Origin of the sequence: Agromyces ramosus, assembly GCF_030817175.1 — a bacterium.
GTDB lineage: Bacteria > Actinomycetota > Actinomycetes > Actinomycetales > Microbacteriaceae > Agromyces > Agromyces ramosus_A.
Window position 1 is genome coordinate 775,918 of the sequence record NZ_JAUSYY010000001.1, and the last position, 13,094, is coordinate 789,011.

Annotated in this window: 8 protein-coding genes; 4 read left to right on the top strand and 4 right to left on the bottom strand. The window is 69.4% G+C overall.

Annotated features, from left to right (window positions below; translation table 11 throughout):
- Positions 1-115 precede the first annotated feature (115 nt).
- Positions 116-4,516: a S8 family serine peptidase gene (locus QFZ26_RS03695; RefSeq protein ID WP_307039372.1), complete on the top strand. Its 4,401-nt coding sequence runs from the start codon at positions 116-118 to the stop codon at positions 4,514-4,516.
- 65 nt (positions 4,517-4,581) lie between these two features.
- Here QFZ26_RS03695 and sucD read toward each other — a convergent pair whose 3' ends face one another.
- Both sucD and sucC read right to left on the bottom strand, forming a co-directional pair.
- Positions 4,582-5,484 (bottom strand): succinate--CoA ligase subunit alpha, encoded by a 903-nt coding sequence (sucD, locus tag QFZ26_RS03700; RefSeq protein WP_307039374.1) that lies wholly within the window; start codon positions 5,482-5,484, stop codon positions 4,582-4,584.
- Between the two features lie 16 nt (positions 5,485-5,500).
- On the bottom strand, positions 5,501-6,667 hold the full coding sequence (sucC, locus tag QFZ26_RS03705) for an ADP-forming succinate--CoA ligase subunit beta (RefSeq protein ID WP_307039376.1): 1,167 nt from the start codon (positions 6,665-6,667) through the stop codon (positions 5,501-5,503).
- A 193-nt stretch (positions 6,668-6,860) separates the two neighbouring features.
- Between sucC and QFZ26_RS03710 the strand changes: the two genes are divergently transcribed.
- Positions 6,861-7,580, top strand: a complete 720-nt coding sequence (locus tag QFZ26_RS03710; protein ID WP_307039378.1) for a VIT1/CCC1 transporter family protein — start codon at positions 6,861-6,863, stop codon at positions 7,578-7,580.
- Between the two features lie 17 nt (positions 7,581-7,597).
- Complete coding sequence (locus tag QFZ26_RS03715) at positions 7,598-8,452, top strand: DUF72 domain-containing protein (protein ID WP_307039380.1); 855 nt, start codon at positions 7,598-7,600, stop codon at positions 8,450-8,452.
- Here QFZ26_RS03715 and QFZ26_RS03720 read toward each other — a convergent pair.
- Positions 8,406-9,035, bottom strand: a complete 630-nt coding sequence (locus QFZ26_RS03720) for a TetR/AcrR family transcriptional regulator (RefSeq protein ID WP_307039382.1) — start codon at positions 9,033-9,035, stop codon at positions 8,406-8,408. The genes QFZ26_RS03715 and QFZ26_RS03720 overlap by 47 nt on opposite strands.
- A 99-nt stretch (positions 9,036-9,134) precedes the next feature.
- On the opposite strand from QFZ26_RS03720, the gene QFZ26_RS03725 reads away from it, so the two are divergent.
- Positions 9,135-10,580, top strand: coding sequence for an FAD-dependent monooxygenase (locus QFZ26_RS03725; RefSeq protein WP_307039384.1), 1,446 nt, complete (start codon positions 9,135-9,137; stop codon positions 10,578-10,580).
- 24 nt (positions 10,581-10,604) lie between these two features.
- On the opposite strand, the gene QFZ26_RS03730 is transcribed toward QFZ26_RS03725, so the two are convergent.
- On the bottom strand, positions 10,605-13,070 hold the full coding sequence (locus QFZ26_RS03730) for an ATP-dependent helicase (RefSeq protein WP_307039386.1): 2,466 nt from the start codon (positions 13,068-13,070) through the stop codon (positions 10,605-10,607).
- Positions 13,071-13,094 lie beyond the last annotated feature (24 nt).

Sequence of the window (13,094 nt, forward strand, 5' to 3'; positions counted from 1 at the left end):
CCGCCGCGCTGGGAGATTCGGACGCGAGTTCGAGGAGCCTCAGGATCACCGGGTCCGCTCCCCGCTCGAACCGGCGTCGACCTGACGCCGGTCCTGACCCTCGTCTAGGAGCACGATGAGAACACGCAAGAAGCTGGTCGGCGCCGCATCCGCGGCACTGATCTCCGCCGCGATGATGCTCGCGCCGATCGGGGCAGCCACCGCGTCGCCCACATCGCCCCCCGACCAGGGATCCTCGGCCACCCCCGACCCCGACGGGCCGTTCGCCCCTGGCCGGCCCGGCGCCGCGGACCCCCGAGATCCATCCGCTGGAATCGGACAGCACGCGACCGGCGAGCCGCAGCTCTACGAGCCCGAGGCGGATTCCGGCTTCCACCCGATCGACTCGACCGGGTCCTCCGACGATGCCGCCGAGAAGCTCGGCCAAGCCGACACCAGACTCCTGCAGCAGGCGCAGATCGAGGAGACGACCACCGTCACCGTCATGATGCTCGCCCGCAAGGGGGCGACCGACGACGTCGTCACGGCCGTCCGCGAAGCGGGCGGAACCGTCGGATCGGTGACCGAGAAGCTGGGCTACGTGCGGGCCGCCGTGCCCACCGACAGCGTCTCCACCCTGGCCGGCTTGTCGGCCGTCAAGGCGATCGACCTCAACCGCACGTACCGGATACCCGTCCCCGACCTGAGAACGGGCATCGCCCCGACGCGGTCCGCACGTGACGCCGGGCCGAGCGCCCCGGACGCGAGCACGCCCGGCGCGAACCCGTACCTGCCCATCGACGAGACCGGCGCCACCTCGTTCGTGGAGGCGAACCCGGAATGGGATGGTCGAGGCACCGTCGTCGGCGTGCTGGACACGGGCGTCGACGTCGGACACCCGGCGCTGCAGAAGACCAGCGACGGCAAGCCCAAGATCATCGACTGGGTCACCGCGACCGATCCGCTTCTGGACGGTGACGGCTCGTGGGTCGAGATGTCGATCCCGAAGAGCGGCCCCTCGTTCACGTACAGGGGCGACACCTGGAGCGCGCCCGCCGGGGACTTCCTGCTGGGCGTCTTCTACGAGTACTCGACCTCGGGCAGCGACTTCGCGGGCGATCTCAACGGGAACGGCGACGTCTGGGACGCCTTCGGGGTGCTCTACGAGCCGTCGACCCACAAGATCTGGGTCGATGCCGACAACGACAAGGACTTCACCGACGCGCCGGCCATGGCGCCGTACGCGATCGACCAGCAGGTGGACCACTTCGGCGTCGACGAGCCGACCACCCCCGAGAACGAACGGATCCCCTTCGTCGTGGAGTACCGCGACGACGTCGACCTCTCTCCCATCGGCAACGACGGCGCGACCGGCACCTACGTCAACATCGGTCTCCCGGCCGCCTCGCACGGAACCCACGTGGCGGGCATCGTCGCCGCGACCTCGATGTTCGGCGGCGAGATGCACGGCGCCGCCCCCGGCGCGCAGATCGTCTCCTCCCGCGCCTGCACCTTCGACGGCGGCTGCACCCAGGCCGCGCTCACCGAGGGCATGATCGACCTGGTGCTCAACCGCGACGTCGACGTCGTCAACCTGTCGATCGGCGGACTGCCGGCACTCAACGACGGCTCCGACGTGGTCTCCGACCTGTACGACCAGCTCATCGACGAGTACGACGTGCAGATCGTCATCGCCGCCGGCAACGACGGCCTGGGCAGCAACACCGTCAGCTCGCCCTCGGTGGCCGGCCAGGCCATCTCGGTCGCGGCATCGGTCAGCTCCCGCACCTGGTGGGCCGACTACGGGGCCACGGTGACCGCTGCGCAGGGAATCTTCGGGTTCTCCTCACGTGGCCCTGCCGAGAACGGCGCCCTGGCGCCGCAGGTCTCGGCCCCCGGTGCGGCGGTCTCGTCGATCCCGATGTGGCTGCCCGGCCAGCCCGTCCCCGAGGCCGGATACGGGCTTCCCGCCGGGTACGGCATGGCCAACGGCACCTCCATGGCGGCGCCACAGGTCGCAGGGTCCGCGGCGCTGCTCCTGTCGGCTGCGAAGGCCGACTCGGTACCGGTTTCCGCGGCCGCGCTGAAGACCGCCCTCATCGGGACGGCGAGCCTGATCCCCGGCATCCCCACGACGGCGCAGGGTGCCGGCATCGTCGACACGGTCGCCGCCTGGAGAGAGCTGGCCGCGACGGTCTCGGTCAACACCCTCGAGGTCTCCGCCCCCGTGTGCAGCTCGCTGTCCGGCCTCCTCGAGACGCCGCACACCGGAGCAGGTGTCTACAACCGGTGCCTGCCCGAGGAGGGCGGTCAGGTGACGGGTGACGAGAAGACCTACAAGGTGGGCGTCACCCGTACGACCGGTGCCGACAAGAGCATCGTCCACCGCGTCGGGTGGATCGGCAACGACGGAACGTTCAGCGCCCGCACCAGCCTGCCCCTGCAGAAGGGCAAGGCCGCCAGTGTCACCGTGACCGCGACCGCGAAGGCGTCCGGGGTTCACAGCGCGATCATGACCGTCGACGACCCGGCGACGGCCGGCATCGACCAGTTCGTCCCGGTCACCGTTCTCGCGACGACGCCGCTGGCGCGCCCCGACTACTCGGTGACGGATTCGGGCACGCTCCCGCGCGGCGGAAGCACCTCGCTGCTGGTCCCGGTCCCTCCGGGCGTCGAAGCGCTGCAGATGACGCTCGAGGGAATCGCGGACGGCAGCCAGGTCCGCATCCTGCCCATCGACCCGGATGGCATTCCCGCAGATTCGAACGCCAGCGACCACTGCTACACCGCCTACGCCGATCCGGGCAACTGCGACGCCACCGCAAGGCCGGTGTATCGACCCAAGCCGGGCATCTGGGAGTTCGTCATCGAGGCGCGTCGCACCTCGGGCACCGACGCCAACACGTACACCGCGGAGGTCTCGCTGCAGGGCATGAGCGTGGAGCCGGGATCGACCACACTCGACTCGGTGACGATGAACGAGCCGACCGAGGTCGGCATGTCGGGCACGAACACCTTCGGTCCCGTCGATGCGCATGTCGCGACCGGTGAGATCGGCACTGTCGTCGATCTGTTCTCGACGGTCGCGCAGGGAGAGGTCACCGCCAACCAGCTGTACGTCCCGCGTGGGGCGACCCGGCTGGATCTGACGCTCACCCCGAGAGCGGACGCCGATCTGGATTTCTACGTGTACTTCGGCGGACGTGCGGTCGGTCAGAGCACGGCGACCGGCAACGCAGCGGAGCGCATCGTCATCGACGATCCGCAGCCTGGCACCTACTACGTCGTGGTCGCCGGACTCAGCGTCCCCGCAGAGGGCGTCACGTTCGACTATCACCAGGAGATGTTCTCGAAGGGGCAGGGCACCGTTGCACCGAAGTCCGAGGCGACGTTCGAGCTGTCCGCGGGCGAGTCCATGCCGGTCGACGGCGCGCTGACCGTCAGCGCCCGTCAGCTGACCGGCGCGCCGATGGTCGGCCGAGTGAGGGTGGCCAACGAGTACGGCACGATCATCGGCGCGGCGAGCGTCGAGATCACCACCGTGGAGGTCCCTCAGCTCGATGTCGTCAGCTGGGCTCCGCCGTTCGTCGGAGCTGAGATGACCGACGGCGGCGTCGCCGCGGGCGACCGGCAGTACGAGGGCCGGATGACGCCGACCACCTGGACCGCGGAGGACGGCCTGGTGAACCTGGCCCTCGAAGACCGCGAGTACGGTGCGGCGCTCGGCATCAACGAGGACCGGACGGCCGTGGGGGTCGTGACCGACAGCGCCGGGAACTTCCTTCCCTCCCTGTGGGCCGCGGACGGGTCGCTCACGGTGATCGGCATGCCTGGCTGGCGGCCGTACTCGAATGGCTACGCGACCGCGGTGAACGACGAGGGTGTCGTCGCCGGGTTCGCCGAACTCCTCCAGCAGGATCCCGACGGCGCGTGGCACAGCTACAGCGAGGGGTACGCGCGCACTCCTGACGGGACGTTCGGCAAGCTCGAGCACTTGTCGTCCAACCCCTCGGGAACCCAGCCGCGTGCCATCAACGCTGCCGGGACGGTCGTCGGCAACTCCCTCGCCGAGGACGACGCACCGCATGCGGTGACGTGGGATGCCGCGACCGGCGCCGTGCGCGACCTCGGCACTCTCCCGGGTCAGTGGACGGCGCAGGCCATGGACGTGAACGCGACCGGCACCGTCGTGGGAACGAGCGGTGACGACGCGTTCGCGTGGACCGAGGCGAACGGGATGACGCGTCTCGCCGACTACGGGTTCGACGCGACCGCGGAGAAGGTGACCGACGACGGTTGGGTCCTCGGCACGGTCGAGCTCGAACCGTACTTCGCCGTCGCAGCGATGTGGGATCCCCAGGGCCGGCTCTGGGATCTCTCGGGCATGATCCCCGTCGAGGACGGCGGCTGGTTCCTGCCGACCTACAGCTTCGACATCAACAACCGGCACCAGCTGATGCTCTATGGAGAAGGAGGACCCGATTCTGCGCCGTCCAGCACGGTGATGCTGAGCATCCCCGCCGGACTGCGCGAGTAGTCTCTTCGCCACACCATCGAGAAGGCCCCGCCGGCAAGCCGGCGGGGCCTTCTCCTGTGCATCGACTACAGCGCGGCGTAGACCTCGCGCAGCAGCTCCGCGGTCTCGCTCGGGGTCTTGCCGACCTTGACTCCGGCGGCCTCGAGGGCCTCCTTCTTCGCCTGTGCGGTGCCGGCCGAGCCGGACACGATCGCGCCGGCGTGGCCCATCGTCTTGCCCTCGGGCGCCGTGAAGCCGGCGACGTAGCCGACGACGGGCTTCGTCACGTTGGCCTTGATGAAGTCGGCCGCGCGCTCTTCGGCGTCGCCGCCGATCTCGCCGATCATCACGATCGCCTTGGTCTCGGGGTCGGCCTCGAACGCGGCGAGCGCGTCGATGTGCGTCGTGCCGATGATCGGGTCGCCGCCGATGCCGATGGCGGTCGAGAAGCCGAGATCGCGCAGCTCGTACATCATCTGGTAGGTCAGCGTGCCCGACTTCGAGACGAGGCCGATCGGGCCCTTGCCGGTGATGTTCGCCGGGGTGATGCCGACGAGCGACTCGCCGGGGCTGATGATGCCGGGGCAGTTCGGCCCGATGATGCGGGTCGTGTTGCCCTTCTCCTGGGCGTAGGCCCAGAACTTGGCCGAGTCCTGCACGGGCACGCCCTCGGTGATGATCACGAGCAGCGGGATCTCGGCGTCGATCGCCTCGACCACGGCATCCTTCGTGAAGGCCGGGGGAACGAAGGCGATGGAGACATCCGCCCCCGTCTGCTGGATCGCCTCGGCGACCGTGCCGAACACGGGCAGCTCGACGGCGTTGCCGTCGGCGTCGGTGTGCAGGACCGTGGTGCCGGCCTTGCGGGCGTTCACGCCGCCCACGACCTGGGTGCCGGCCGCGAGCATGCGCGCCGTGTGCTTCGAGCCCTCGCCGCCGGTGATGCCCTGGACGATGACCTTGGAGTCCTTGTTGAGGAAGATCGTCATGTCTGTATCCCTTTACTTACGCGGCGTTCGCCAGCTCGGCGGCCTTGTCGGCGCCCTGGTCCATGTTCTCGGCGAGCGTCACCAGCGGGTGGTTCGCCTCGGCGAGGATGCGGCGACCCTCTTCGACGTTGTTGCCGTCGAGTCGCACGACGAGCGGCTTGTTCGCGGCAGAGCCGAGTTCGGCGAGCGCACCCACGATGCCCTTGGCGACCTGGTCGCACGCGGTGATGCCGCCGAAGACGTTGACGAAGACACTCTTGACCTGCGGGTCGCCGAGGATGACGTCGAGACCGGCGGCCATGACCTCGGCGGAGGCGCCGCCGCCGATGTCGAGGAAGTTCGCGGGCTTCACGCCGCCGTGGTTCTCGCCGGCGTATGCGACGACGTCGAGCGTCGACATGACGAGGCCCGCGCCGTTGCCGATGATGCCGACCTCGCCGTCGAGCTTCACGTAGTTCAGGTCGGCAGCCTTCGCCTTGGCCTCGAGCGGGTCGGCCGCAGCCTTGTCTTCGAGGAGCGCGTGGCCGGCGTGACGGAACTCGGCGTTCTCGTCGAGCGAGACCTTGCCGTCGAGCGCGACGATGTTGCCGTCTTCGTCGAGGATGAGGGGGTTCACCTCGACGAGGGTCGCGTCTTCCTTGTCGTAGACCTCGTAGAGCTTCACGAACGCGTCGGCGACCTTGTCGACGAGCTCGGCGGGGAAGTTCGCGGCGACCGCGATCTCGCGGGCCTTCTCGATCGTGACGCCCGCGATGGGGTCGACCTCGATGCGCGCGAGCGCCTCGGGCTTCTCGACCGCGAGGACCTCGATCTCCATGCCGCCCTCGACGCTCGTGAGCGAGAGGTACGAGCGGTTGGCCCGGTCGAGGAGCACGGAGAAGTAGAACTCCTGCGCGATCTTCGCGCCGCCCGCGACCATGACGCGCTTGACGACGTGGCCCTTGATGTCGAGGCCGAGGATGGCCTTCGCCGCCTCGTACGCCTCGTCGGGGTTCTTCGCGACCTTGACGCCGCCCGCCTTGCCGCGGCCACCGGTCTTCACCTGGGCCTTGACCACGACCACGCCGCCGAGCTGCTCGGCCGCGGCGCGAACCTCGTCGGGGGTGTCGGCCACGATGCCCGGGAGCACCGGGACCCCGTAGTGCTCGAACAGGTCTCTGGCCTGGTACTCGTAAAGATCCACGCTCTACTTCCAATCGATCCGCACGCGCGGTCGCGCACAGGGGCTGGTGGGGTGTGGCCCGGCCGAAGGTCTCTCGAAGTCGAGATACGCGGGGCCGACGACCATGGTACTCCCCCTCGATGAGGCGACCGAACCGGGCAGTGGTCAGCGCAACCCGCTGGCGTGCTGCACAGCCCGATGCGAGACTGGCGTGATGACGCACCCCGGGGAGCCGATCCATCGAGCTGATCCGCACGAGGTCTCGGTGCATTCGAAGCTCAACTGGCTCCGCGCCGGGGTGCTCGGCGCGAACGACGGCATCGTGTCGGTCGCCGCCCTCGTCGTGGGTGTCGCAGCCGCCACGCCGGAGGTCGGTCCGGTGCTCATCGCCGGCGTCGCGTCCGTCGTCGCCGGCGCGACCTCGATGGGACTCGGCGAGTACGTCTCGGTGTCGAGCCAGCGCGACACCGAGCGGGCGCTCATCGCGAAGGAGCGCTGGGAACTCGAGACGATGCCCCAGCAGGAGCTCGCCGAGCTCACGGGCATCTACCGCGCGAAGGGGCTCTCCGACGCGACCGCCGAGGCGGTGGCGCGCGAGCTCACGGCTCGGGACGCCCTCGCGGCGCACCTCGAGGTCGAGCTCCGCATCGATCAAGACGATGTGGTGAATCCGTGGCACGCGGCCGGGGCATCCGCACTCTCGTTCGTGGTCGGAGCGGTGCTGCCGATGCTCGCCATCCTGCTTCCGCCGCCCGAATGGCGCATTCCGACCACGTTCGTGGCGGTGCTCGTCGCCCTGGCCATCACGGGCTGGCTGAGCGCGTGGATCGGCGGCAGCCCGAAACCGCGCGCCGTGCTGCGGGTGACGATCGGCGGGGCGCTCGCCCTCCTCGTCACGTGGACGATCGGCGCCATGCTCGGGGTGGCCGTGTAGGAATGGCGGGCAGCGGAATGACCGGCCACGCGGAGGTGCGGATCGGCATCTCCGGCTGGCTGTACCCGCCGTGGCGGGGCGTGTTCTATCCCAAGGGCGTGCGGCAGGCCGACGAGCTCGAGTACGCGTCGCAGCAGGTCACCTCGATCGAGGTCAACGGCTCCTTCTACTCGCTGCAGCGGCCGGCGAACTGGGCACGCTGGCGTGACACCGTGCCCGACGACTTCATCTTCGCCGCGAAGGGCCCGCGATTCGTCACCCACATCAAGCGGCTCCGCGACATCGACGCGCCGCTCGCGAACTTCTTCGCCTCCGGCCTGCTGACCCTCGGGCGCAAGCTCGGCCCGGTGCTGTGGCAGTTGCCGCCGAATCTGCAGTTCGATGAAGCCCTCCTCGACGCGTTCCTCGCCCGGCTGCCGCGAACGCACGGCGAAGCGGCGACCCTCGCGCGACACCGCGACCGGCGGATGATCGGACGCACGGCGTTCGCGCTCGGGGCGCCCGCCGACCGGGTGCTGCGTCATGCGGTGGAGGTGCGGCATCCGAGCTTCGAGACGGATGCCTGGCGGTCGATGCTCGAACGACACCACGTGGCATCCGTCATTGCCGACACGGCCGGCAAGTATCCGCGCCTCGATTGGACCACGGCCGATTTCGCCTATGCCAGGCTGCACGGCGAGCAGGAGCTCTACACCTCGGGCTACGACGACGAGTCGCTCGACCGGTGGGCGGTCTGGGCGCGTGCGCACCTCGAGGCCGGCCGCGATGTCTATGCCTACTTCGACAACGACATCAAGGTGCGGGCGCCGTTCGACGCGATGGCGCTCATCGAACGGCTCCCCCGGCCCACAGGGCACGCTCGGCCATCATGACGAGGCGTGCGGCGGTCTGCTCCTCACTGAGACCCCGCCCCGTGTACAGCTGGTCGAACGTCTCGAAGCTCGTGATCACCCACAGCATGTCGGTCGCCTCCTCGACGGTGACGTCGGAGTGCAGGTGCCCCTCCTCGGCGAGCCGCCGTGCCAGCCAGCTCTCCCCCTCGGCGCGGCCGCGCTCCACCACCTCGAAGGCGCGGCGCACGGCTTCGGGCTCGAGCGACCACATCGAGTAGATGGTCCGGCTGACGTCGCGCTCGGATGCGTACACGCCGGCCGCCGCCCGGAGGCTTTCACGCACCGCATCGCGCGCGTCGGGGAGCGCGACCGCGTCGACGATGCGCTGGAAGCCGGTGCGCTCGAGCAGGTCTTGGCCGAGCGCCTCGAAGAGCCCGGCCTTGGAGCCGAACACCAGGTAGACGGTCGACCGGGCGACGCCGGCCTCCTGTGCGACCCGCTCGATGCTCAGCGCTTCACTGGGAGCAGCGCGGAGCCGGTCGCGCATCGCATCGAGGATGCGGCGGCGGGTTTCGTCGGCCGCTGCAGCGCGTGCCTGCTGGGTGTACCTGCGTGTCGTCACTCGAACATCCTACTTTCACTTGACATTGCGTCCGACAAAAGACACACTGTCTCTTGAAAGACATACTGTCCGATGAATTTGAATCAGGAAGATCTGCACATGCACCCGACCGCTCAACCCACCGTGATCGTCGTGGGAGCCGGCCCCGCCGGCCTCACCACGGCAATCGCCCTCTCACGCCACGGCGTGCGCACGCTCGTCGTCGAGCGCCGCACCGCCCTGTCCCCGTTCCCGCGCGCCACCGGCATCAATCTCCGCACCATGGAGCTCATGCGCGCCTGGGGGCTCGAGGCCGCCATCCGCTCAGGAGCGATCGACGTGAAGCCCACCGCGTGGGTCGGTCGCACGCTCGCGTCGCCCGAAGGCGCTGAAGCCCCGATGGGCTTCCCGTCGGCCGAGGTCGCCGCATCGATCAGCCCGACGACGGGGGCCATCGCTCCCCAAGATCACCTCGAGCCGGTGCTCATGCAGCACCTGCTCTCGCTCCCGGGCACGTCGGTGCGGCTCGGCGCCGAAGTGATCGCACTCGACCAAGACCGCGACGCCGTCACAGTGACGCTTCGCGAGGGCGACGAGACCTCGACCGTGCGCGCCGCCTACGTGATCGGTGCCGACGGTGCGCACAGCACTGTGCGTCGTCAGGCCGGCATCGCGATGCAGGGTCCGGGCGAGCTCGGCGCCTACCTCGCCGTGCTGTTCCGGGCACCACTCGCCGACATCGTGGGTGAACGCCGCCACGGGCTCTACCTGCTCATGCGCCAGGGGCCGCCCTGGGTGTTCCTGCCCACCGATCGTCACGACCGTTGGGTCTTCTCGATGACGTGGGACCCCACGCGTGAGACGCGGGCCGACTACCCGCCCGAGCGCCTCGTCGAGCTCATCCGCGCCGGCGCCGGAGTGCCCGACCTCGAGACGGAGATCGTCTGGACCGGCGACTTCGCATTCACCGCACAGATCGCCGACAGGTACCGCGAGCGACGGGTGTTCCTCATCGGCGATGCGGCGCACCGGATGACCCCGCGTGGGGCCACCGGTATGAACACGGCGATCCACGACGGGTACGACCTGGGATGGAAGCTCGGCTGGGTGCTGAGCGGATGGGCCGACGAGTCGCTGCTCGACTCGTTCGAGGCCGAGCGCCGGCCGGTCGGCCTGCGCAACATGCAGCGCTCCGCGAACGGTTCGGAACAACGCGACGTGTCACTCGATTACCTCGACGACATCGCCGACCGGATCCCGCACCGGTGGCTGGCGGATGGGCGCACCTCGACGCTCGACCTCCTCGGCGACGGGCTGACGATGCTCGCCGGCCCTGGCGCGCACGTGTCGCCGGCACCGTCGCATGCCGTGCCGATCACGCAACAGCGCGTGGACCGGGCGACCGCCGAGGCCCTCGGGATCGGTGCCGACGGAGTGGTGCTGGTTCGGGCCGACGGCCGACCGGTCGCGCGGTGGGTCGCGTCGGCCGACACCACGTCGGTCTCGTTGGCCGTGGAGGCCGCTGTCCGCGGAACGACGGACGCCGGCCTGCCTCAGGCGGCGTGAGGGCCACGGCGGGTCGGTGACGGATCAGAGTTTCTCGATGGGCGCGATCTTGATGAGGAGCTTCTTCTGCCCGGAGGTGTCGAAGCTCACGTGGGCCACCCGTTTGGTGCCCTCGCCGGTGACCTGCGTGACCTTGCCATCACCGAAGTCGACGTGCCGGATGCGGTCGCCCGCCTGCAGTGTGAGGTCGCCGTTGTCGCGTACGGTGCCGGTGACCCGGTTGGCCCACTCGGTCTTCGGCTTGTCGGCCCTCGTGACGCTGAAGCGCTCGAGGTCGCGATCACGCGTGCCCCACGCACCGCCCTGGCCGGGGCGCGAGTTGAGCGCGCGCGGCCGGGTTCCGCCGCGCGACGTCGCCATGCCGGGCGACTGCCTCCAGTCGATGAGGCCCTCGGGGATCTCCTGCAGGTAGCGCGACGGCATGGCGACCGCGACCTCGCCGAACTGGGCCCGGCTCATCGCGAGCGAGAGGTACAGGCGCTTGCGGGCGCGCGTGATGCCGACGTAGAAGAGCCGCCGCTCTTCGGCCGGGCCGCCCGGCTCTGACGCCGACATCTGGTGCGGGAGGAGCCCCTCTTCGAGGCCCGTGAGGAACACCGCGTGGTACTCGAGGCCCTTCGCGGTGTGCAGCGTCATGAGCGACACCGTGCCCGAGGCGTCGTCGAGCTCGTCGGCTGCGGCGACGAGCGAGACCTGGGTGAGGAAGTCGACGAGGGTCGCATCGGGGTTCTCGCGGTCGAAGTCCTTCGTCTGCCCGACGAGCTCCTCGACGTTCTCGGCGCGCGTCTCGTCTTGCGGGTCACGGCTGTTGCGCAGGGCGTCGATGAGGCCGGAGCGCTCGAGCAGGAACACCAGCACGTCGGAGACCTTGGCCGCGCCGGCGTTGGTGCCGGCGGCGATCGCCTGGGGCGTGGGCACGAGCATCGCGGCGGCCTCGTCGAGCAGGGTGGCGAGCCCGGTGATGGCGGCCGTCACCTTGGACCCGAGGCCGAGCCCGTCGGCGGCGCGCATCGCCTGCCGGAACGAGAGGCCGTTCTGCTCGGCGAAGCTCGCGAGCGCCGTCTCGGTGGCTGGGCCGATGCCGCGCTTCGGCGTGTTCAGCACCCGCCGCAGCGCGAGCTCGTCGAGCGGGTTCGCGACGGCGATGAGGTAGGCCATGGCGTCTTTGATCTCGGCACGCTCGTAGAACTTCGTACCCCCGACGACGCGGTACGGCAATGCCGACCGCACGAAGATCTCTTCGAGGGCACGGGTCTGCGCGTTGGTGCGGTAGAACACCGCGATGTCGCGGTAGGCCACGCCTGCGCGATGCAGCGACTCGATCTCGTCGGCGACGAACTGCGCCTCGTCGTGAGCGGTGTACCCGGTGTACCCCACGATCTGGTCGCCATCACCGTCGGCCGTCCAGAGTTTCTTCTCCTTGCGGTCGAAGTTGTTCTGGATCACCGCATTCGCGGCAGAGAGGATGTTCTGCGTCGACCGGTAGTTCTGCTCGAGCAGCACGACCTTCGCGCCGGGGAAGTCGCGCTCGAACTCGACGATGTTGCGGATGTCGGCGCCGCGGAACGCGTAGATCGACTGGTCGGAGTCGCCGACCACCGTGAGGCTCGCGCCGGGGATGCCGCCGGACGCGTCGGTCATCGACTGCACGAGAATGCCATGCGCGTCGAGGTCTTCGACGATGTCGCGGGTCACCGGCTTCGTGAGCTCGCGGATGAGCGAGTACTGGGCGTGGTTCGTGTCTTGGTACTCGTCGACGAGCAGGTGCCGGAACCGACGCTGATAGAGCGCCGCCACCTTCGGGAACGCCCGGAAGAGGTAGACCGTCTCGGCGATGAGGTCGTCGAAGTCGAGGGCACTCGCCTCACGAAGACGTCTCGTGTACTGGCGGAAGATCTCGAGGAACATGACCTCTTGCGGGTCGTTCATGTTCGCGTTGCGTGCGAACGACTCGACGTCGGCGAGTTCGTTCTTCAACTTGGAGATCTTGGCCTGTGCGCTCGCGGGCGTGAACCCCATCGTGTCGGCGTCGAGCGCCTTGATGATGCGCTTCAGGATGGTGCGCTGGTCGGCGGAGTCGTAGATCGTGAACGTCGACGAGAGGCCGAGCGCCTCGGCCTCTCGGCGGAGGATGCGCACGCACGCGGAGTGGAACGTGGAGATCCACATTCCGGATGCCCCCTCGCCGAGCAGCGCCTCGACGCGCTCGCGCATCTCGGCGGCCGCCTTGTTCGTGAACGTGATCGCGAGGATCTGGCTCGGCCACGCCTCGCGGCTCTCGATGAGGCTCGCGATGCGATGGGTGAGCACCCGGGTCTTGCCCGAGCCCGCGCCGGCGACGATGAGGAGCGCCTGGCCGCGGTATTCGACGGCCTCGCGCTGCTCGGGGTTCAGCCCGTCGGTGAGGCGGGAGCCGGAGGGGCCGCCGGATGCCGCGGGCTGGGCCTCGCGCCAGCCGGCCGGGTCGTCGGGGTCGAGGATCAGCGTCATGTCACCCTCAAGTCTAGGCGCGGC